At 64.8% G+C, this 22,360-nt stretch carries 18 protein-coding genes; 1 reads left to right on the forward strand and 17 read right to left on the reverse strand.

All coding sequences use genetic code 11. The features are described from left to right. From ACXJKC_RS11100 to ACXJKC_RS11150, 11 genes are all read right to left on the reverse strand, one after another. Positions 1 to 1,497, reverse strand: coding sequence for an oligosaccharide flippase family protein (locus ACXJKC_RS11100; protein ID WP_456696774.1), 1,497 nt, complete (start codon positions 1,495 to 1,497; stop codon positions 1 to 3). Further along, positions 1,484 to 2,770, reverse strand: a complete 1,287-nt coding sequence (locus ACXJKC_RS11105) for an O-antigen ligase family protein (RefSeq protein WP_456696775.1) — start codon at positions 2,768 to 2,770, stop codon at positions 1,484 to 1,486. The genes ACXJKC_RS11100 and ACXJKC_RS11105 overlap by 14 nt, the downstream gene beginning before the upstream one ends. Further along, positions 2,770 to 3,501, reverse strand: coding sequence for a CDP-alcohol phosphatidyltransferase family protein (locus tag ACXJKC_RS11110; protein WP_456696776.1), 732 nt, complete (start codon positions 3,499 to 3,501; stop codon positions 2,770 to 2,772). The genes ACXJKC_RS11105 and ACXJKC_RS11110 overlap by 1 nt, the downstream gene beginning before the upstream one ends. Beyond that, the gene (locus ACXJKC_RS11115) at positions 3,498 to 6,917 is read right to left on the reverse strand and encodes a fibrinogen-like YCDxxxxGGGW domain-containing protein (protein WP_456696777.1); all 3,420 of its coding nucleotides are present in this window, start codon (positions 6,915 to 6,917) and stop codon (positions 3,498 to 3,500) included. The genes ACXJKC_RS11110 and ACXJKC_RS11115 overlap by 4 nt, the downstream gene beginning before the upstream one ends. Before the next feature lie 119 nt (positions 6,918 to 7,036). Continuing rightward, entirely contained in the window at positions 7,037 to 7,426 is a 390-nt protein-coding gene (locus ACXJKC_RS11120) for a DUF779 domain-containing protein (RefSeq protein ID WP_456696778.1), read from the reverse strand. Positions 7,427 to 7,438: 12 nt separating this feature from the next. Next, positions 7,439 to 8,962 carry an aldehyde dehydrogenase gene (gene adh / locus ACXJKC_RS11125; RefSeq protein WP_456696779.1) on the reverse strand — a complete coding sequence of 508 codons (1,524 nt, stop codon included), beginning with the start codon at positions 8,960 to 8,962 and terminating at the stop codon, positions 7,439 to 7,441. 179 nt (positions 8,963 to 9,141) lie between these two features. Further along, positions 9,142 to 10,431, reverse strand: coding sequence for a GAF domain-containing protein (locus tag ACXJKC_RS11130; protein ID WP_456696780.1), 1,290 nt, complete (start codon positions 10,429 to 10,431; stop codon positions 9,142 to 9,144). 77 nt (positions 10,432 to 10,508) lie between these two features. Continuing rightward, positions 10,509 to 10,793, reverse strand: coding sequence for a pyrimidine/purine nucleoside phosphorylase (gene ppnP, locus ACXJKC_RS11135; protein ID WP_456696781.1), 285 nt, complete (start codon positions 10,791 to 10,793; stop codon positions 10,509 to 10,511). A 22-nt stretch (positions 10,794 to 10,815) separates the two neighbouring features. Beyond that, the gene (locus ACXJKC_RS11140; protein WP_456696782.1) at positions 10,816 to 11,517 is read right to left on the reverse strand and encodes an acyltransferase; all 702 of its coding nucleotides are present in this window, start codon (positions 11,515 to 11,517) and stop codon (positions 10,816 to 10,818) included. Continuing rightward, positions 11,518 to 12,330: an ABC transporter permease gene (locus tag ACXJKC_RS11145; RefSeq protein WP_456696783.1), complete on the reverse strand. Its 813-nt coding sequence runs from the start codon at positions 12,328 to 12,330 to the stop codon at positions 11,518 to 11,520. Next, on the reverse strand, positions 12,327 to 13,235 hold the full coding sequence (locus tag ACXJKC_RS11150; RefSeq protein WP_456696784.1) for an ATP-binding cassette domain-containing protein: 909 nt from the start codon (positions 13,233 to 13,235) through the stop codon (positions 12,327 to 12,329). Before ACXJKC_RS11150 ends, ACXJKC_RS11145 begins: the two co-directional genes overlap by 4 nt. A 43-nt stretch (positions 13,236 to 13,278) precedes the next feature. Here ACXJKC_RS11150 and ACXJKC_RS11155 point away from each other — a divergent pair, with 43 nt between their 5' ends. Further along, a complete protein-coding gene (locus ACXJKC_RS11155) occupies positions 13,279 to 14,115 on the forward strand; it encodes a tryptophan 2,3-dioxygenase (RefSeq protein WP_456696785.1) in 837 nt (278 codons plus the stop codon). A gap of 92 nt (positions 14,116 to 14,207) precedes the next feature. Here ACXJKC_RS11155 and ACXJKC_RS11160 read toward each other — a convergent pair whose 3' ends face one another. The 6 genes from ACXJKC_RS11160 to ACXJKC_RS11185 all read right to left on the reverse strand — a co-directional run bounded on the left by ACXJKC_RS11160 (position 14,208) and on the right by ACXJKC_RS11185 (position 22,355). Then, the gene (locus ACXJKC_RS11160; RefSeq protein ID WP_456696786.1) at positions 14,208 to 14,867 is read right to left on the reverse strand and encodes a methionine ABC transporter permease; all 660 of its coding nucleotides are present in this window, start codon (positions 14,865 to 14,867) and stop codon (positions 14,208 to 14,210) included. Beyond that, entirely contained in the window at positions 14,867 to 15,895 is a 1,029-nt protein-coding gene (locus tag ACXJKC_RS11165; protein WP_456696787.1) for a methionine ABC transporter ATP-binding protein, read from the reverse strand. Before ACXJKC_RS11165 ends, ACXJKC_RS11160 begins: the two co-directional genes overlap by 1 nt. A gap of 72 nt (positions 15,896 to 15,967) precedes the next feature. After that, the gene (locus tag ACXJKC_RS11170) at positions 15,968 to 16,894 is read right to left on the reverse strand and encodes a MetQ/NlpA family ABC transporter substrate-binding protein (RefSeq protein ID WP_456696788.1); all 927 of its coding nucleotides are present in this window, start codon (positions 16,892 to 16,894) and stop codon (positions 15,968 to 15,970) included. A 212-nt stretch (positions 16,895 to 17,106) separates the two neighbouring features. Continuing rightward, positions 17,107 to 19,782: a fibronectin type III domain-containing protein gene (locus tag ACXJKC_RS11175; protein WP_456696789.1), complete on the reverse strand. Its 2,676-nt coding sequence runs from the start codon at positions 19,780 to 19,782 to the stop codon at positions 17,107 to 17,109. Positions 19,783 to 19,979: 197 nt separating this feature from the next. Then, entirely contained in the window at positions 19,980 to 21,611 is a 1,632-nt protein-coding gene (gene groL, locus ACXJKC_RS11180) for a chaperonin GroEL (protein WP_456696790.1), read from the reverse strand. 189 nt (positions 21,612 to 21,800) lie between these two features. Further along, complete coding sequence (locus ACXJKC_RS11185; protein ID WP_456696791.1) at positions 21,801 to 22,355, reverse strand: dihydrofolate reductase family protein; 555 nt, start codon at positions 22,353 to 22,355, stop codon at positions 21,801 to 21,803. Positions 22,356 to 22,360: the final 5 nt, after the last annotated feature.

Here is a 22,360-nt window from a genome sequence, read left to right on the forward strand (position 1 = left end):
TCAAGACCGGTGGGCCAGCAACGCGGTCAGACCCAGCCGCTGCCTCAATGGCCAACTGACAGCCAGATACAGAACCGCAACCAGCGCCGTCGTGATCAGCATGATCGGCACCGACGATCCGAAGATCAGCCGGGACGCCACGACCGGCACGCCGGCGAAGATCAGCGAGACTGCCGCGGCTGTCGCCAACAACCGCATGTCGGGTCGCAGGTGCATCAGGTTCTGCACTTGGTAGACCACGATCGCGGTGTCGACGATGATCGTGACGGCCCAGGCCAACGCCGCGCCCTCGATGCCCCACAGCGGGATCAGCGCCAGGTTGAGGCCGACGTTCAAGACCAGCGCGAACGTCTTGTCGGCCAGCTGCCAGCTGCTGCGACCGCCCATCAGCAGGATCGTCTGCACCGTGCCCGCCGCAAGGGCCAGCGCCATCGCGATACTCAGGACGCCCAAGGAGACCGCACCGTCGGAGAACCCCGGGCCGAACACCGACAACACGGCATCGCCGAACACAGCCAGGACGATGAAGAACGGCCACCCCATCCAGATCATCGCGGCCGTCGTGAGCCCGTAGATCTGCTTGGCCTCGTCATAGGCCTTGCGCGCCATTGCCGCGGCGATCTGCGGGCCGACGGCGATCCGGACAGCCGTGTGAATAACCTCGCTGGCCCGCGCGCATCGGGTGACCACGGCGTAGATGCCGGCCTCACGGGGCGATGTCATCACACCGACCAGGAGAACGTCGGCCCATTCGAGCAATATCTCGACTGCCGCCGCGACACCTCGGGCGGCACTGAATCCCCAGAACTGACCTGACAGATGTCGCTGTTCCTCGACCGAAGTGGACCTCGTCTTCGATCTGGCCGCCTGGGATATCAGCTTGATCGCGATGATCGTGGCAGCCGCCAGCACGACCACGACGGGCAGCATCCACGCCGTGAGTACCGCCGTGACACCCCCACCGGCAGCCAATACGACGGCCACTCCGACGAGCCGGAGCCCCGGCAGAGTGATGTTCTGCAGCAGCGGATAGGTCAGGACGTCGCCGAAGCCGCGCGAGACCGAGACCATGACGGCATTCAGCGACCCCAGGACGGCGAGGACGGCACCGATCACGATGAACGTCGGCGTCAGTCCGTCGATCAGGTTCGGTCCCGCTATCGCCGCGGCAGTCACGGCCACGACCACCATCACCCCGCACAGCAGGACCGGACGGATCGCGATCCGCACCAGGTGGGGCACGTCGATCAGGCGGTCGGTGGCCCGGGCAGCTGCGACGAACCGCACCAGTCCGGTATCGGCACCAAGTTCGGCGACGTTCGAGACGATCATGAAGACCGCGACGACCAGGAAGTACGTTCCTGCTCCCTCGGTGCCGAGCTGACGGCCGACCAGACCCGCCAACAGCAGACCGATCAACGAACCGGAGACGCCCCCGACCAGATTGACCGCCCCGGCCCAAGCGATACCCCGCGGCGGTGACTCAGGCACTGGCATCGGTCGTGTCGAGCCCGTACCGCCGGCGCAGCAGCACCGCTGCGACCAGCATGACGGTCAGCAACTGCATGACGTCCAGACCGTAGACGAAGATGATCAGGCACGTCACGATCAGGACGCTGTGGAGTACGAGGTCGATATCACCCTCGGCCCTCCACGTGCGGACCGTGGTGCCCCACAGGAAGGTCAGGAACAGTGCGAGACCCACGAACCCAAAACTGAACATCAACGTCCAGAAATAGCCTTGCGTGCCCACCGAAACGATGTTGTCGAAGGACGGTCGCGGAGCGCCGAAGCCCAGTACCGGCGAGTCCAACGTTCGGTCGATGGTTTCGCGGTACAGCGAGAATCGGGTCTCCGACGAGCTCCCGTACGATTGCCGTTCTTCGATCTGGGACAACAAACCGTTGCCGACCAGCACCAGGCCGCCGATCAGGCCCAGCACCCCGATCGTGAGCACCGGGGCGGCCCGGTTGCGCAGCGCCATCCGAATCACGACGTACACCGCGGCGAGCCCGAGGCCGGCGAACATCGCCCGATTGGACGTCGCCATCGCCGGGGGGATCATCGCCCCCATGCCGATCACGATCGCGATACGCAGCACCAATGACTTGGTCTGCAGGAAGCAGGCCACAGCCACCGGCGAGAGCAGCACGATCGCGACGCCCCAGCTGTTGGCGTACGGAAAAGGAGCTGACGGTCGCAGCAGGTCGCCGGGCGCACCGAAGGGCTGCTGGATCTCGGCGAAGGGCGGGAAGAACAGGTCGTGGACGTACTCATTGCTCGTCAGCGACTTCGGCATCAGCATCCCGACCGGTGTCGAGAGCCGCACCCGGGGAAGTACCAGGCCCAGCAGACCGCCGCAGATCGTGAAGAACCACACGAACGTCAAGGCGTTGACGATCTTGCGTCGGCTGAGCAGGCGGCCCGCGCTGAGCGTGTAGATGAAGGCGGTGGCCACGATCATCAGGATCGAATACCGGTACGCGAATCCGAGCATGCGCGAACCCGAGTCGATCATCAAGCCGCAAGGGATGACCCAGGCGACGAAGGCGATGTAGGCATACGCTCCCGGGACGAACCGCACCGCGGCGTAGTGCACGAGGTACGACAGCATGACGAGCGTCAGCAGCACCCCTGTGATGACCGTCGCGCCGAGCAGCCAGAAGACCGGGAATCCCCACAGCAGGGTCAGCACCGGCCAGGCGGGAAGCGCCTCGCCTGGTCCGTCGACGACTTCGTCGACATCGCGCGTGCTGACCTGAGTGGACATCACTCCCCCTTGTGCAACGCAGCCAGCTCACGATAGCGACGCAGCAACGTCGCTGCGAGAAGCAGACCGTTCAGAGCAGCCATGATGCCGTAGACCCATACGAAACCGGTTGTCAACGGCCACAACAGCACCACGAGGTTGAGCAGGCCGGTGTCTGCGGGGGCCTGGATCCACACCCCGAACCGTGGCACGGACTCAGGGCCGGCGATCGGATCACGACGCGCGAGCTGTTCGGCCAGGATCTGCGCGAAGAACCGCACCGTCGACACGAGCGCGAAGCCGAGCGGGATCAACAGCACCGCGTCCGCGACGTCGGTGAAGCGATACAGTCCGACGAGCACCGCGAGATGGAACAGCAGGTGCCGGCCCGAATCCACAACGTGGTCGAGCCATTCGCCGGCCGCCGATCCGGTGCCGCGCAGCCGTGCGAGCTGACCGTCCGCGGAGTCGAAGGCAAATCCCAACTGGAGCAACAGCATGGATCCGACCGCCATCGCGGCGCCTGGTTCGGTGCCGACCAGCAGCCCGGCTCCAGCCAAGAAGGCGATGAAGCTGGCCGCCGTCATATGATTCGGCGTTGCTCTGGTCTGGGCCGCACAGGCCGCGATGAGCCGTCCGATGCGGCGATTGACCACACGCATGTACCACGGAACGCCGGCCCCGCTCTTCTGCGCGCGCGCAAGTGCAGCGTAGGCGGCTCGGGCACCCGTGGCCTCGGTCAGTTCGGTCATGACTTCGCGGTCAGCGTCAGGTCCATGCTCGTGTTCGGCGTCGACCGGTAGTTGGAGTGCACCTCGACGGCGATGCTGTTCGCGCCCTCACGCAGCAGATTCGGCGGGACGTCGAACGTGACCGGATTGCTGATCGCGGCGGACGTCGAGACGGCCGACGTGGCATACGTGGTCGGGGTCAGGGTGCCGCCCGGCAGATTGGCACGCCCCACCTCCACACCGTTGACGTAGACCGCGATGCCGTCGTCTGCTCGGGTCACGAGCGTCAGCTGCTGAACCGCCGCAGCCCCCGTGACGCCGAATGACTTGCGGTAGTACGAGGTCAAAGCCCTGGTCGTGCCTGATGCGACGTCGATATTGGTGGCAATCGGGCCGGTCCCCCAGCCGAAACCGGCTGGGCCGGTCAACCAGTTGGCGGTCGCTGCCTCCGAGGTCGTCCAGTCGGTCGGCACGGTCGTGGCGTTGTTGAACAGATACGACCAGGTCGCACCCTGCTTGATCAATGGCGTCGTGGTGCTGGCCGGCTGCGGCGCACTGTCGCCGACCTCGGCCACGATGCTGGCGTCCATGCTCGAATCGGGGGTGGCTTTGTACATCGAGTGCACCTCGACCGCGATCTGGTTGACCCCGATCTTGAGGGCCGACACCGGGATCGTGAACGTGGTCGGCGATGCCAGCGCCGTCGCGGTCCGCGGCGAGCTCTGCGCATATGTCGTGGGCGTCAATGCGCCGCTCGGCAGATTGGCACGCCCCACCTCGGTCCCGTTGACGTGAACCGCGATCGCATCGTCGGCGCGGGTGGTCAACGTGACGGTCCCGAACTTCGAGCCGGGAAGTACTTCGAATGTGTTGCGGTAGTACGACGTGACGGCTCGGCTCTCGCCTGCGGGGACGTCGATGTCGGTCGTGAACGGTCCGGCACCGAAGCCCAGCGGCGCTGTGCCGCTCTTCCAGGACGCGTCGTCGAAGATCGCGCTCTTCCAGTCATTCGGCACAGTTGCCGCGTTGCTGAAGTAGTAGCGCCACGTGCTGGCGGCAGACATCAGGGTTGTCGTGGCGACTTTGACGGTCGGCGTGACCGAGGCGGACGATGCCGAGCGGTTGCCCCATGCATCGGCGACACGGACGAAGAACCTGTCGGAGGCAGATGATCCAGGAACCGTGGCCTCCTTCGACGTCGTCACTGCGACAACCCGGTCATTGCGCAAGATCTCGTAGGTGACCGACCCGTTCGCCGAGGAGTCGAAGCTCAGCTTGGCGTCGGTTCCGTCCAGCTCCGCCTTGACCTTGCTGACACCTGAGGGAGCCGTATGGGGGCGAGGGGCATAGCGGACGAATCCGCCGACCCATCCGTTCTGGCCGTTCTCCTTGACCGACGAGGTCAAAGTTCCGCCGGCCCAGAGTGTGCCGTCGTCAGCCACCTGCAAGGCCCAGACACCGCGTCCGCCACGGGCCCGCATCTCAGGGGTCCACTCCTGCGCCAGGTCGCCCGTCACGGCGTCGTGGGCCGCGACGTAGTAGACCTTGTCGGCCTGTGTCCATGTGACGTTGGTCGAACCGGGACTGGTCGAGTCGTAGGCCGCCGTGTCGGAATAGTTCCAGTTCTCACAGTGGCAGCCGGCGAATACGAGCCCATTGCCTGCTGTGATGGCCTGGACGTCCCCTCCGGCCTTGGTGATGTGCTTGTTCTCCAGCGCGAACGTCGAGGTGTTGTACGAGAACATGCTGTGCTGCGAGCCGCCCAGCCACACCTTCGATCCCACCTGACCGATGGCCTGCTGGTAGCGCGCCGAACCGGCCGTGCTGAACGTCGGCTGCCAGGTGGGCGTGACCCGTGGCGCGCCGGCCTGCGTCGTGAATGCCGCGGCTCGGTCGGCGACCGTGCCGCCACGCGCGGTCGTGAAATAGCCCGCGAAGTAGACCCGGGTCTTGTCCTCGCTGACGTCGAGCGCCGTGCCGGTGCCGTTGAACTCCGGATTCCAGTTGTTGTCCGCGACTCCGGTCGAGATCAGGACACGCGCGCCACCCTTGGCATAGCGGGTTGTCGTGCCGGGCTTGACGAAGTGGGTGAAGGCGCCGGTCAGGTACAGGTAGGTGCCGTCCGTGTCGAGCCCGCGCACCGACACGGCGCCGCCGGTCGAGTTGTTCTGCAGATTCGTGGTCCAGGTCGGATCCAACCGCCCCGTCGTCGCATTGACGACGACCAAGCCAGATCTGGCCGTGCCGTCGGCCTGGGTGAACTCTCCACCGACCGCGAGTCGGCCACCCGGCAGCGCCTTCAACGCCTTGACGTGGCTGTTGAGCTGCGGCGTGAACGAGCGGATGAACTCACCGGTCGTGGCATCGAACGCCGCCAGATATGCCTGGGCGACCTTGTCCGTGCCGGTCGCGGCAGCACCTTTTTGCACCGTCGTGAAGTTGCCGCCGACGTACATCGTGTTGCCGATCTGGGCGAAGGCCTGCACCTCCGAGGCATTCTCACTCGAACCGCCGTTGCCGATTCCGCTGACTCCCCACGTCGAGGCCAATGAACCGTTCTTGGGTACCGCGCGGATCGTCTCCGCCGCGGTGCCCGCGTCGGGGATCGAGGCGAAGTCCAGATCGTCCGACATGATCTTGGGCCGGATGAAGACCTGGCTGAACGGCGTGCCGTAGAAGCCGTTGTTCGCCGAGGAGTAGATATAGCTGTCGGGGTCAGTCGTGCCGTAGCCGTACTGGCCGAAGTTGAAACCGCGCACATAATTGTTGCGCGAACTCTCGTACGTCCACAGACGCTTGTAGGCGGAGTCCGCGCCGAACTCGTACGTCGTCAGATTGCTTCCGGTCGAGCCGCCGATGTTGACCGACGCCAGCGGGAAGCCCGCACCGAACGACCAGTTCCAGCGATCACGCGAGTTGGCCCGGTAGGTCCAGCGGGTCTCCTGCCATTCGGTGCCCGCCGTGTTGGTCGCGCGACGAATACGCACTCCGTCGCCGAACATCGGATCGTCGAAACGCTTACCGCCCAAGAGCGCGTTGACAACCGCCGAATCGAGCTGCTTGGGCGCGAATGCCGCCTGCCCCGTGACCGGACTCGCGACCTGGGCAGGAGTGGCATTGCCGTTGTAGGCCATTGACCAGCCATTGCGGCCGCGGCCCACCAGTGCCCAGCCGCCGCCATCGGTGCTCTGATCGCAGTAGATCTGGGTCGGGACCTTCAGCTGTGGGGTCAGGATCCAGTAGACGCCGTCGGGCGATGACGGCGTGGTCTGCTTGATCTCCCAGCAGGACGCGGCCGCCGTGGCGGGCGTCTGCCCGTCGAGCTGCGCAGCGGCGCTGGCCGGAGAGTTGAGCGCCGCGAGTCCGGACAATGCGACTGCGGGTGCCAGCACGGCCAAAACGGCCGCGCGTAGGGTCCTGCGAGTGGGGGCACGCACGATGAAGAAACCTCGGCTATTCGGGGAGAACACGGCTGGGTGCCGCGTACGTCTACCGAAAGAGAGTGCTCACCTACTCGAACATGACGAGATATGTGCCAGAGTTTTTCACGATGCCGTCAGAGCGCGTCCTGCGTCGCCAGTTCGGCGGTCTCCTCCTCGGTGAAGATGCGCGAACGGATGATGAAGCGGTTGCCGGTCGGCCCCTCGATCGAGAACCCGGCACCCCGTCCCGGAACGACGTCGATCGTGATGTGGGTGTGCGACCAGTAGTTGAACTGCTCACGCGAGATCCACACCGGCGCGACTTCCTCAGCGCCGTACTCCAGATCGCCCAGATGGACGTCCTGATGTCCTGTGAGGAAGGTGCCCTGCGTGAAGCACATGGGCGCCGAGCCGTCGCAACAGCCACCCGACTGGTGGAACATCAACGGCTTGGCGTGCGAGGCCCGGAGGCCGCGGAGAAGTTCCGCGGCCTCCGGCGTTATCGCCACGCGATCAACACTCATGTGTCCACATCCTCAGAAGAATCCGAGTTTGTTCTCGTCGTACGACACCAACAGGTTCTTGGTCTGCTGGTAGTGATCGAGCATCATCTTGTGGTTCTCGCGTCCGATGCCCGACGACTTGTAGCCACCGAACGCCGCGTGCGCGGGGTACTGGTGATAGCAGTTGGTCCACACCCGTCCGGCCTGGATATCGCGGCCGGCCCGATAGGCGGTGTTCGCATCACGCGACCAGACACCGGCACCGAGGCCGTACAGCGTGTCGTTGGCGATGTCGATCGCGTCGGCGTAGTCGTCGAAGCCCGTGACCGAGACGACGGGGCCGAAGATCTCCTCTTGGAAGATCCGCATCTTGTTATTGCCCTGGAAGATCGTCGGCGCGACGTAGTAGCCGCCCGACAGGTCACCCCCGAGGTCGACCCGCTCGCCGCCGGTGATGATCCGTGCACCTTCTTGCACGCCGATCTCGAAGTACGACAGGATCTTCTCGAGCTGGTCGTTGCTGGCCTGCGCGCCGATCATGGTGTCGGTGTCGAGCGGATTTCCCTGCTTGATCGCCTTGACCCGCTCGGTCGCTGCGGGCAGGAACTGTTCGAGGATCGAGTTCTGGATCAGGCCACGACTCGGGCACGTGCAGACCTCGCCCTGGTTGAGCGCGAACATCGCGAAGCCTTCGAGCGCCTTGTCGTAGAACGCATCGTCCTTGCTGGCAACGTCCTCGAAGAAGATGTTCGGGCTCTTGCCGCCGAGTTCCAACGTCGCGGGAATCAGGTTCTGGCTCGCGTACTGCGCGATGAGTCGTCCGGTCGTGGTCTCACCCGTGAACGCGATCTTGCGGATGCGCGAGCTCGACGCGAGCGGGGCACCGGCCTCGACGCCGAAGCCGTTGACGATGTTGAGCACACCGGCGGGCAACAGGTCACCGATCAGCTCGATCAGCAACATGATCGAGGCCGGGGTCTGCTCGGCGGGCTTGAGCACGACGGCGTTTCCGGCCGCGAGTGCCGGGGCGAGTTTCCACGTCGCCATGAGCAGCGGGAAGTTCCACGGGATGATCTGGCCGACAACGCCCAGCGGCTCGTGGAAGTGATAGGCCACGGTGTTGTCGTCCAACTGCGACAGCGCGCCCTCTTGGGCCCGAATCGCACCTGCGAAGTAGCGGAAGTGGTCGACCACGAGCGGAAGATCGGCGGCCATGCATTCGCGGACCGGCTTGCCGTTGTCCCACGTCTCGCCGACAGCCAGCATCTCGAGATTCGTCTCGATCCGGTCGGCGATCTGGTTGAGGATATTGGCGCGTTCGGTCACCGAGGTCTTGCCCCAGGCCGGGGCGGCTGCGTGAGCGGCGTCCAGCGCGGCTTCGATGTCTTCCGCGGTGCCGCGGGCCACCTCGCAGAAGACCTTGCCGTTGACCGGCGAGATGTTCTCGAAGTACTGACCCTTGACCGGTGCGACGTACTCACCGCCGATCCAGTGGTCGTAGCGCGACTTGTAGGAGACGACGCTTCCTTCGGTTCCTGGCTGGGCGTACACAGTCATGGCAACTCCTTGTGGCAATGAGGGGATGCCTGTGACGCTAGTCACGAGAGGGTTGCAACCCAGTTGCAGCGCGCGGCTCGCTTCGCTCCCCGCTCCAGCGGCTCCGCCGCTGCCGGGCTTCGCCCGGGCGCTTGTCTCGCTTCGCTCGACCTACGGTCAGTTTGACGGTACGGCCAGGCTTATACGCCTAGTTGGTCGTCCAGCTTGGCTACGTGGGCCTCGACCTGGCTGTAACGCGGCGACGTCCGGGGCAGGATCGACAGCACCCGCTCCCAGATCTCGAAGTCGTCACGGCCATGCGCCGTGTCGGCGAACGACAGCAATGCGTCGGCGTCATCGCACACCAGCAGGCACGATCGCACGTGCATGTGGAGTTCCTCGCGGAGCGATTCGATTCCGGGTGCATCCGAACTCGGCAGGATCGGTCCGCGATATCTGGCCACGGCCCGGCGCAGACGCCCCGCCACGAGGTCCTCGCGCACCTGAGAGACGTCGGTCATGACCGTGCTCTCCAGCCGGTACGGTCGTGAACCCAACTCGATCGGGCCCAGGACGCCGCGCAGGCGCGACAATTCGGCGCGCACCGTGACCTGTGCCTGGTCCTCTTCGCTCAGCCCCACACCCAACTCAGCGGTTGTCAGACCGTCTGAGGATTCACACAGCAGGAACAGCATCTCGCTGTGCCTCAGGCTCAAGCGGGTTGTCGTGGCACCGTGACGCAACGTCGCGCCATGGCCACCCAGAACGTCCAAGGTCGGAGTCGTCCAGCCGCTCACCGCGACCGAGCCGTGCCGCAGCGGGCCGAGACGCTCGATCCGAAGTTCGGCCTCGACCGCAGCGACCGTAGCGCGCACCAGCGTCAGGGTCTGGGGCGTCGCGACCTCGTCGCCACCGGTCAGGTCGAGCACCCCGAGGATCGCCCCGGTGTCGGGATCGTGGATCGGCGCGGCGGAACAGCTCCACGGCGTGACTTGCCTGGCCAGGTGCTCGGCACCGAATATCTGCACCGGCCGGTCGAGCGCGAGCGCCGTCCCCGGAGCGTTCGTACCGATACTCGACTCGCTCCAATCGGCTCCCGGCAAGAAGTGCATACTCTCGGCGCGCGCCCTCAGCGCCGCATCGCCCTCAACCCACAGCAACCGCCCGGCCGCATCGCTGACGGCGACTAGTAGCCCGGAGTCGGCCGCGCTCTCGACCAGCAACTTGCGGATGACCGGCATACCGGCCGCCAACGGGTGCGAGTCGCGGATATCGGCGAGCAGATCGTCGTCGAGCCGGATCTCGGCCATGGCCTGCTCGGGATCGAGACCGCCTTCGAGGCTGCGTCGCCACGAGTCGAGAACCAGGCTGCGCAAGGCAGGATCGCCCCGGCCGGACGCGACGAACGCATCGTGCGCAGCGTTGAGGTATCTCGACAGTGCCGCCGGATCCGCACCGGGTGGCATCGCCAGATCGTTGGTCCGGCCCATGCGGCGAGTGTACGTGCCGATGTGGCATGCGTCACGTGGCGGCCGGCGACGAAACGGCTGGGATCAGAGCGCTCCGTTCACAGGTATTGGCACAGGTACGAGGCTGCACCGACCACGCGTACATCGAAGCCGCTGTCTCCCGGCACCTCGAACGACGAGCCCGCCCCACACGTTACCCAGTCGGAGCTGCCGGGCAGCAGCACCACGAGTTCGCCGTCGACAACCGTCATACGCTCGGGCGCCGCTGTGCCGAAGTGGTACTCGCCGGCGGCCATGACGCCGATGCTCGACGTCGCTCCGTCGCGGTCGTACGCAAGGCTCTGGACGCCGCCGTCGAAGTAGACATTGTGGGTGAGAGTCATGACAGAACTCTCCCAGACCCGATCAGGGCAGGTCGTCGTGACTCCAGGTAACTCCTTCGCGGACGATCCTGGCCGGCGATCCGGCGGCGACACAACGCGATGGGATCTTCTGTCCCCGCACCATGCTGCGCATCCCGACGACGGAGCCTTCACCAATCTCGACATGTCCGGTCAGGACGGCGTCGCGGCACAGCCAGACATGCGGGCCGAGGCGGATGTGGGCCCCGAACGGGTTGATTCGCTCGCCGGTCTCGGCATCTTCGAGCCGGTGCATGTCATCTGTCGCGATGTAGACATCGGCGGCCCACAGTTGATCGCGTTCGGCCACGATGCTCCCGCCGTTGCGGGCGTCGAGGATCGCGCTTCGGGTACCCAGCACCTGCCCTTGCAGCACGATGCGCGAATCGCCGCCGCAGTACATCTCCCCGGCCGTGATGGCACAGCTCGACCCGACGAACACCACCGCGTTGTCGCCGCCCACCAGCAGCGAAGTCAACCAGGTGAGGTCGGAGCCGATCACGATCAGCACATCCCGCACCGGGAACATCACCAGAGTCTCCATGACTCGCTGGGGCAACCTGGCGCCCTTGGCGAAGTACAACGCATTGCCGCAGTCATGCCACCACTGCGGCAACCGCTCAGTGACCAGCTCGAACCCGATGCCGTCGAGGGCGGCGGCGTCGACCCCCGCGACGCGCAGCCGGTCGCGGTGCTCAGATCTCACTCAGGCGTCCCGTCGTCGGAACAGCGCATACCCGATGACCAGCAGCGCTCCGACGAACACCGCCATCACGGTGCCACCGCCCACCGGCCCGAACGGGGTGTACCCGAGGAACGACAGCAGGTCGTCGAGCGATGCACGGGTGTAGAGCCGTCCTCCGGCGTCATACGGCAGGAATCGCAGCAGCGAGACGATGCCGCCGTCCTCGCCGGGATTTTCCGACGCCCCCTTGATCGCGAGGATGATCGCCCGGATGATCGTCTCGACCAATGACGGCACCAGCAGCAGCAATGCGACGGCGGCGGTCTGGTTGCGGGTGATCGCGGCGTAGGCCAGGCCCGACAGCGAGAACAGCACCGTGAACAGCGTCGTGCCGACTGTCATGTTGACGAAGTCGCCGGCCGCCGGTCGGTCCAGGCCAAATGCGAGCACTGTGATGACCGCGACGACGATGCACAGCAGCGAGGCAAAGATCGACACCAGCGTCGTGGAGATCACCTTGGCCATGAAGACGTGAGTGCGGTTGGGCACCGCGGTCAGCGTCGCCCGGATCATGCCGTGGCGGTACTCGTGGCCGAAGGTGAACACTCCGATCATGCCGATGATGTACGCGATGAACAGCGGCGCGAAACCGGCTGAGGCACCGATCGTGGCGATGATCTCGAAAGGGTCCTGGTCGAACGAGTCGGAGCGCGCGATCACGATCGCCAGCACAACCGAGAGCGTGGTCTGAAACAGCAGGGCGAAGCCGAGCAACCAGTACGTCGAACGAATCGTGCGCAACCGGACGTACTCATACCGCAGCGCGTCGATCATGCGGCACCTCCCCGGAACTCCTCGGACAGGCCGGTAGCTTCGAGGAAAGCCTCCTCCAGCGTCGCTTGCCTGGTCGCCAGCTGGTGGAGACGCGCACCGGCAGTATGTGCGGCGTCGCCGATCTGTTCGGCCGAGATGCCCCGGACGATCAGCGCACCGTCCTCGACAGCGATCTGCGCGCCGAGAGCTGCCAGCGCGGGTTCGAGCAGTGTGCCGTCGGGTGTTCGGACCTCCACGGAGCCGAGCCGACTGTGCGAGATGAAATCCTGCACCGGGCCATTGGCCAGCATCTTGCCGCGCCCGATGACGACGAGCTCATCGGCGAGGACCGCCATCTCCTGCAACAGGTGGCTGGAGACGAACACGGATCGCCCCTCGGCCGCCAGGTGTTTGAGCAGCGTGCGCAACCACTGAATGCCTTGAGGATCGAGACCGTTGCTGGGTTCGTCGAGGATCAGCGTGTGCGGATCGCCCAGAAGAGCGCTGGCGATGCCGAGGCGCTGCCCCATACCGAGACTGAACTTGCCGGGTTTGCCGCGCGCGACACTCTGCAGACCGACCAGCTCGAGCACCTCGTCGACGCGGGCATCGCTGATGCCGTTGGACGCTGCGAGCATCCGCAAGTGATTACGGGCCTGCCGGGTGGGGTGGAAGGGTTTGGCTTCCAACAGCGCCCCCACATGCCGCATCGGATGCTCCAACGCGGCGAAGGGCAAGCCGTCGAACGTTGTCGTTCCGTCGCCACGATCCAAGCCGAGCATGAGTCGCATCGTCGTGGACTTCCCGGAGCCGTTGGGACCCAGGAATCCGGTCACGCTTCCGGGGCGCACCACGAATGACAGATCGTTGACCGCACGGGTCTTTCCGTAGGTCTTGCCGAGGGATCGTGCCTCGATGAGCGCCATGGTTACACCCTGCCATGCGGCAACAGCGCATACCGTGCAAGGTATGAACGAGTCTTTCCGCCCGATCGAAGCCGGCGTCGCCACAGATCTGCGCGGTGAGCTGACGTATGCCGGCTATCTTCAGCTACCGACTCTCCTGGCGGCGCAACGTCCGGTCACCGATCATCACGACGAGATGCTGTTCATCATCCAGCATCAGGTCACCGAGCTGTGGCTCAAGCAACTGATCCACGAGCTGCGATCGGCGATCGAGCTGATCGGGAGCGATGATCTGCCGCCTGCGCTCAAGCGTCTGGCCAGGATCAAAGCGATCCAGAAGCAGATGTTCGAGCAGTGGTCGGTGTTGGAGACTCTGACGCCGGTCGAGTACGTGCAGTTCCGCGATGCTCTCGGCAAATCGTCGGGCTTCCAGTCGCCGCAGTACCGGACGGTCGAGTTCCTGCTCGGCAACAAGAACCCTCAGATGATCAAGGTCTTCGACCACGATCCGGTCCTGCATGACGGTCTGCTGACGGATCTTCAATCTCCCAGCCTGTACGACGCGTTCCTGCGATTCTTGGCCCGCCGCGGACATGCTGTACCGGAAGACGTCCTCGAGCGGGATCTCGCCGAGCCGTACGTCATCCACGCCGGCGTCGTCGAGGTATTCCGCCGGATCTACGCCGAGCCCCACACATTCTGGGACGCGTACGAGATGTGCGAGGAGCTCGTCGACGTCGAGGAGAGTTTCCAGCTCTGGCGCTTCCGTCACCTCAAGACCGTCGAACGCATCATCGGCCACAAGACGGGAACCGGCGGAAGCAGCGGCACGAAGTTCCTGGAGAAGGCTCTACAGCTGACCTTCTTCCCGGAGCTGAAGGAAGTCAGAACCTACCTCTGACCCAGAACCGCGAGTGGTGCATTCCGAGGCGCGAGTGGTGCGTCTTGGACAGACTCGCCGTCCCAGAAAGACCAAACCACACCACTCGCGGTTCAGCGGCGGAGGACTTTGCGGGCCCAGGCATTTCCGGCGAACTGACCGATCTGGACGATGATGATGATCAGCAGGATCGCGATCGCCGTGACGGTCCAGTCGAACTGCCTCAGGCCGTAGGTCAAGGCCACGTAACCCAGGGAATGGACCCCGATGATGCCGACGATCGCGGTCATGTCGACGATCGCGACCAGCGCGAACGTGAAGCCGAGGATCAGCGATCCTCTCGCCTCGGGCAGCAGCACCGACCAGACGACCCTCCACCGGCTCGCGCCCATCGCACGTGCGGCCTCAAGCACGCCGGGGTCGACCGCCATGAGGTTCTGCTCGACGATGCGGGCGATGCCGAATGTCGAACCGAACACGATCGCCACGAGGGCGTGCCCCTCGCTGATGCCCGAGATACCCAGCCAGCGCGACACCGGCTGCAGGGCAATCGTGAGCAGGATGAACGGGATCGGCCGCATGAAGTTGACCGCGACGTTGAGACCAAGACTGAGCGGCCGGTTGGGCAGGATTCCACGCCCTCGAGCGACATAGAGGGCCGTTCCGATCACCAGTCCGAACGTCCCCCCGATCAACAGCCCGCCGGCGGCGAGCCGCAGCGTGATGATCAAACCCTCGACAAATTCCGGACGCAGTTCCCAGACGCGATCCATCAGGCCACCTCCGTCGTCTCGACCAGGGCACTGACTGCTGCGACAGCGCTCTCGACCGCCGCGGCGTCACCGCGCAGTTCAAGCGTGAGGTGCCCGAAGGCACGGCCCCGAACGTCCTCGATCCCGCCGAAGACCAATTCGAACTCCACACCTCGGTTGATGATCTCGGCGAACACGGCCGACTGACTGACCGACTCATCCCGGAACGACACCGTCAGGAGTCGGCCCGTGTGGCTGCGGCGCAGTCCCTCGAGTGTCACCGCATCCGGTACCGCATCGACCAGCGTCGAGACGAAACCCCGAGTGGCCGGATGCTGGGGCCGGGAGAAGATGTCGAAGACCGCTCCCTGCTCGACGATGCGGCCCTGCTCCATGACCACGACCCGATCGGCGATCGTCTTGACGACCTCCATCTCGTGGGTGATGACCACGATCGTGATGCCGAGCTCGGCGTTGACCTTCTTGAGCAGGCCCAGCACCTCGACGGTGGTCTCCGGATCGAGCGCACTCGTCGCCTCATCGGCCAACAGGATCTTCGGCGATGTCGCGAGAGCCCGGGCGATGCCGACCCGCTGCTTCTGACCTCCGGACAGCTCCTCGGGCCAGGCGTGCGCCTTGTCGGCGAGCCCGACGAAGTTCAACAAGTCTGAGATGCGCTGCTGGTGCTCGGCCTTGGGAACCTTCGCCACTTCGAGTGGGTAGGAAATATTGCCCCAGACGGTGCGCGACTGCAGGAGGTTGAACTGCTGGAAGATCATGCCGATCTCCAGACGTGCTCTCTGGAGCCGTCGCTCGGACAGCGTCGTGAGATCGGTGCCGTCGACGAAGAGCGAGCCGGCTGTTGTCGGCTCCAGGGCGTTGATGAGGCGCACGAGAGTCGACTTGCCCGCGCCGGAGTAGCCCACGATGCCGACGATCTCACCTGCCTCCACCGACAGGTCGACGTCACGAACCGCGTGGACGGGATCGCCGCCCTTGCGAGATGGCGGGAACGTCTTCGAGACGCCTTGAAGCTGGATGAGTGGCATGGATCATTCCTCCTGGAGCAGCAGATTCCCAGGCGGGAGGATCGCCCCCGCCCGGGAATCATCGCAGCTCGATCACTTGGTTGCAGCGGTGTCCTTCTCGACCTTGGCCAGCGAGGTCTCGAGGTCGGCGACCGGCGTCTTCAACAGCTCGGCGGTGTTGCCCGAGACTTTCTGCAGACCATCGGTCACGGCCTTGGTGTCCTGGAAGATCTTGACCAGCTTGAGGTAAGTCTTGTTGTCCTTGTCTGCAGCGCGTGCCGCGAAGATGTTGACGTACGGCAGGGCGTTGGGATCGCTCGGATCGTCCTTGGCGATCGCATCGGCGAACTTGAGCCCCGCCTTCTCGACGAAGTCGTTGTTGATGACGGCTCCGGCGAGATCGTCGAGGCTCGTCGCGGTGATGTCGGCCGAGAGATCCTTGACCTTGACCTTCGATGCGGAGGTGTCGACATCGTTCAGGTCGGAGAAGATCGTGCCGCCGTCCTTCAGCGTGATCAGGCCGGCCGACTGCAGGATCAGCAGTCCGCGCGCCTGGTTGCTGGCGTCGTCGGGAACTGCGACGGTCGAGCCGTCAGGGATGTCCTGCGCCGAGTCGTACTTCTTGGAGTACAGGCCCAGCGGGTAGATCGCGGTCGAGCCGATCGGCACGAGGTTCTTGTCGTTCGAGACGTTGTAGTCGGCCAGGTAGACGATGTGCTGGAACTGGTTGAGATCGAGCTCGCCGGCATCGACGGCCGGATTGGGCTGGGTGTATTCGGTGAAGTCGATGATCTTGACATTGATGCCTTCAGCCTTGGCGGCCTTGGTGTACTCGGCCCAGTACGGATCACTCGCGCCGACGACACCGATCTTGACGGTCCTGCCTTCGGCGGCTGCTGCGTCATCGTCCCCTCTGGTCAGGAAGAAGGCGAGAGCTGCGACGACGGCGATCACGACAATGGCGACGACCGCGATGAGCCCGCGGTTCTTCTTCGGTGCCTCGATGAGGTTCTCGGACATCGGATGTTCCTTTCGTGCCGGCTCGTGGCCGGGAGTCTGTGCCCGCGGAGGATGCTCCGCGGCGACTCTCACGCTAGGCAACTTCGCTATACCGTCCGGACGGTTCTCACATGGTGGGAATTGTCAGTCCCCACCACGTAAATAGCGCAGAATGACCGGCATTCGAGGCTCGCCTGCCGGCCATCCTGCGCTATTCGCGGATTTCGGCGGCTTTAGCGGCTCACCTTCACAGTCTTGACCACCTTGGATGAGGTGAACGTCTCACCCGCGGACGGGGTAAATGTGACCGTCACCCGGGCCTTGGACGAGCCCTTCTTGGCCAGCTTGGACATTTTGATGCTCTTGGTTGTGTCCGCGCGGACCGTCATATACCTCGTGACGGTCCTGGAGCCGTACTTGACGTCGACCCGGACGGTGCCGGACTCGGATGCCCGCACCTTGACGACCGGATTCTTGCCGCGCTTCAGCGTCGAGCCGATGACCTGGACGCTCGTGCGGTGTTTGTCGACCACGATCGAGGTCGCCGTCGAGTACACCGTGCGTGTTCCGGCGGTGACCGCGACGCGGTACTGGTGACGGGCGGTCCCGGGATTGACGTTCTCGAGCACCAGGCTCGATTCGTCCTCCTTGCGCAGATCGGTCCACACGGCCGAGCCGCCGGACTTGCGCTGCCACTGGTAGCTGACCTCTGCTTCGGAGTCGACTGCGACATCGAGGGTCACATCATCGCCGACCTTGGCCTTGACCTTGGCTCCCGGCTCGTCGGTGATGACCGGCGGCGGGGTCAGGTCCTCGAAGTCAGGGGGCGTGACGCCGGCTTCCGTGACGGCCTTACGCCCGTCGTCGGCCTTGCTGACCGTGAACTCGTCGTACACATCGCCGACGTTGAGGTCCGTCGTGGCGGTCGGAGTCTTCTCCGCGAGGTACGACTTGTAGTGCATTCTGTTCTCGGAGACCGAGATGACCTGGTACGTCGAGAAGTCCTCGCCACGCTTGACCGGCGTCGCGCCGTTCTGCGTCCAGACGTTGTCACCGTCAGGCGTCAGGTCGTAGTGCTTGGCACCGGAGTTGGACACGATGTAGACCGGACCGTCGGTGATGCCTTCGGTAGCCGTCTTGTCCTCGTTGTTGAAGCCACGCGAGTAGACATGGTCATGGCCCATCTGGACCAGGTCGATGTTGTGCTTCTGGAACACCGGCACCCATGCGTCACGGATCGGCTTCTCGTCGCGGCCCGTTGCCCCGCTGTAGACCGGCTGGTGGAACGTGACGACATTCCACTTCGACGGCGTCTCGGACAGAATGTGGTCGAGCCACTGCGCCTGGTAGTCCAGCCACAGCGCCTCGCCCTTCTCCTCCGTGACCATCGGGCAGTCAGCGCCCTCGCACGGCGGCAGGACGTCCGGGATCAGGAAGCCGGCGTTGGCCGTCGCGTTGATCGTGATGAAGCGGACACCCTGGTAGTCCGTGAAGTAGACCGTCTCCGCCGCGAACTCGGCCCAGTGGTCGAACAGCGCGCGGTACTGCTTGGCGGCCGGGGTGTCGCCGACGGCCAGCTTCGCCAGGTCGCCGATCGTGTCGTCGGCCGGCTGGTTGAGCGGATACTCGAAATGTGCCTTCCAGGACAGCAGCTTGTTGTCGCCGGAGTACTCGTGATTGCCCGGGGCGGCCATGACATTGGTCGTCGCGGCTGCGGACTCCATACCCTTGAACCAGTTCTGCCACTGGGTGTTGTTGTTCGCCTTGTCGATCAGATCGCCGGCGTGCACCGAACCGATCGCGTCCGGAGCCTTCTCCTGCGCCTGCTTGACGACGCTCGGCCACGTCGTGTCGAGGCCGATCTGCGCGTCGCCGTAGTAGATGTAGTCGAACTCTTTCTGGTCCGGATCGGCGGTCGAGAAGTCGTTCCAGTCGCTCCAGCTCGAGCCCGAAGCCACTCGGTAGGAGTACTCCGTCGCCGGCTTCAGGCCCGTGACGGTGGTGGAGAAGTGCGGGAAGGTGTTGTTGACAGCCTTTTGCTGCTCGTAGCCCTTGACCGTGCGGGTCGAGCCACCGGCGGTCGGTTTGATCTGGACCTTGCCGGTCGTGTCGGTGTCGACGGCCGCCTGCCAGCTGACGCTCTGCGAGGTCTCGGGCGTCTCGGTCGGGGTCAGGATGATGCGGCTCGGCTTGGGCCCGGCCTGTTCATCCGAGAGCGGAGTGAGGTCTGCGAAGTCGAACCACACATCAGAACTCGTCGCGCGCTGGTTGTGCAGCGCGACCGCGACGGTGTTCTCACCGGCGGTCAGGACATCCGCGGGCACCGTGACCTGGGTCGTGTCGAGATCGGTGTCCTCGACGTCGGCGTAGCCGATGCCCGGCGTCGCCACCGGCACATCGGTACGTGCGACCTCGACCCCGTTGACGTACACGATGACACCGTCGTCGGAACGGAGCGTGCCCTGCAGCTGGTTGATGTCGCCGAGCTGATCGGCGGTCAGATTGAACTCGGTACGCAGGAAGTAGGTGCGGACCCGGTTGCTGGTGCCCGGAGCGTCGAGTGCGAGCTGGGTCGTGGCGGTGTTGCTGGAGTCGTACACCGGCGAATCGGCGCCGTCGACCTTCTTGCCGCCGAGCCCGCCCTTGCCGGACAGCCAGCTCGAATCGTCGAAGGCGGAGCCGGTCCAGGCCAGGCTGCCCTCCGACGGATGGGTGTCGTTCTGCAGGTATTTCCAGGTCGTGTCGGCGCGGGTGATGACCGGCGCTGCCTCGGCGCTCGAGGCTGCTGTCGGCAGGCTCAGCGCACCGCCTGCGAGAACCGCGCAGACGGGCAGCACGACGATCTTGCTGAAACGGCGGTTTCGACGACCGGGGCCGGGCACCGAACGATTCTGCTCGGGATGATTCATGTGTGCGAGTTCCTCTCACAACCATCAGGAATGCCCGGCTTCTTTGCCGGACGGGCCCAGACCATCAAAGTCAGGTGACCGGATGGTGAATCCAGAACGTCCTGGAGGGACCCGGCAAAGAAACAAGCCCGTGGCCCCACAGCAGGAGGCCCCCGCTGCGCTTTCGCGCAACGAGGGCCTCCGGAGAAGTGACGGGCTTAGAAGCCCATACCGCCCATGTCACCCATGTCCGGGGCGCCACCACCGGCAGCAGCCGGCTCGGGCTTGTCGGCGACGACAGCCTCGGTGGTCAGGAACAGGGCTGCGATCGAGGCTGCGTTCTGCAGCGCCGAGCGCGTGACCTTGGCCGGGTCGATGATGCCGGCGGCGATCAGGTCGACGTACTCGCCGGTCGCGGCGTTGAGACCGTGTCCGTCGGGCAGGTTGGTGACCTTCTCGGCGACGACTCCGCCTTCGAGACCGGCGTTGACCGCGATCTGCTTGAGTGGGGCCGAAGCAGCGACGCGGACGATGTTGGCGCCAGTGGCCTCATCGCCGGTCAGCTCCAGCTTCTCGAACACGGCGGCAGTCGCCTGGACGAGAGCCACGCCACCACCGGCGACGATTCCCTCTTCGACAGCGGCCTTGGCGTTGCGGACCGCGTCTTCGATGCGGTGCTTGCGCTCCTTGAGCTCGACCTCGGTGGCTGCGCCGACCTTGATGACGGCCACGCCGCCGGCCAGCTTCGCCAGACGCTCCTGCAGCTTCTCGCGATCGTAATCGGAGTCGCTGTTCTCGATCTCGGCCTTGATCTGGTTGACGCGACCGGCGATCTGGTCGTCCGAGCCACCGCCTTCGACGATCGTGGTCTCGTCCTTGGTCGTGACGACCTTGCGGGCCGTGCCGAGCAGCGTCAGATCGGCGTTCTCGAGCTTGAGACCGACCTCTTCGCTGATGACCTCACCACCGGTCAGGATGGCGATGTCGGCCAGCATGGCCTTACGGCGGTCACCGAAGCCCGGAGCCTTGACGGCGACCGACTTGAAGGTGCCGCGCATCTTGTTGACGATCAGGGTGGCCAGAGCCTCGCCCTCGATGTCCTCGGCGATGATGACGAGCGGCTTGCCCGACGCCATGACCTTCTCCAGGACGGGGACCATGTCCTTGACCGACGTGATCTTGGAGTTGACGATCAGGATGTAGGGATCGTCCAGGACGGTCTCCTGGCGCTCCGGATCGGTCACGAAGTAGCCCGACAGGTGACCCTTGTCGAAGCGCATGCCTTCGGTCAGCTCCAGGTCGATGCCGAACGTGTTCGACTCCTCGACCGTGATGACGCCTTCCTTGCCGACCTTGTCCATCGCCTCGGCGATGATCTCGCCGACCGTGGTGTCGGCCGCCGAGATGGAGGCGGTCGAAGCGATCTGCTCCTTGGTCTCGACGTCCTTGGCCATACCGAGCAGCTGGGCCGAGATGGCCTCGACAGCGGTCTCGATGCCCTTCTTCAGGCCCATCGGGTTGGCGCCGGCTGCGACATTGCGCAGACCTTCGCGGACCAGAGCCTGGGCGAGGACCGTGGCGGTCGTCGTTCCGTCACCGGCGACGTCGTCGGTCTTCTTGGCGACCTCCTTGACGAGCTCGGCGCCGATCTTCTCGTAGGGGTCCTCGAGCTCGATCTCACGCGCGATGCTGACACCGTCGTTGGTGATCGTGGGGGCTCCCCACTTCTTCTCCAGGACAACGTTGCGGCCCTTGGGGCCGAGGGTCACCTTGACGGCGTCGGCGAGCTGGTTCATTCCCCGCTCGAGGCCGCGACGGGCTTCCTCATTGAAAGCAATGGTTTTTGCCATGTGTACGTTTCTCCGACTGGTTGTCGACGTGGGTGTGGTCAGGCGATGCCCGCGACGGACGGCTGCGGTCTGCGGCGAACCCTTCTCGCCGAAGCTCACAACCTCATCGTTCTGACCAGGATGTTTCTCAAGTGCTTGTCTAGCACTCTCACTATACGAGTGCTAATCAACGTGACGCAACGAGACCGGCTATCCGACCTCGTAGGTCAGTTCGGCGAACTGTCCTTTTTGCACCGCCGAGACGAGTTTCAGCCGGTCAGAACGAATATCCCGCGGCAACAACGGCGCACCTTTGCCAAGCGTGACCGGTGCGACGGTGGCGACGATACGGTCGAGCAGACCGGCGTCGGCGAACTGCCCGACGAGATCTCCGCCGCCCATCAACCACACGTCTTTGTCCCCTGCCGCGGCCACGGCTTCGGCATTGACCTGTTCGACGGGCGCTTGAGTGACCCGTATGCCGGAACCGGGGATCGTCGGCAGATCGCGGTGCGTGAAGACCCAGGTCGGACGATCGCCATAGGAGTCGGTCCAGCGTTCGGGATGCTCGAGCAGCTGTTCGTGATCCATGACCCACTGATAGGTCGACGAGCCCATCACCAGGGCGCCGATTCCGGCCATGAAGTCATCCATCCCCGACTCGGCCTCGTCTGAACCAGGCACCTCGAACAGCCAGTCGAGAGAATGATCGGTGGTCGCAAGGTATCCGTCGAGCGTGGTCGCGGTGTAGTAGAGAGTCGCCATATCGA

This window comes from Aeromicrobium sp. P5_D10 (assembly GCF_054049535.1).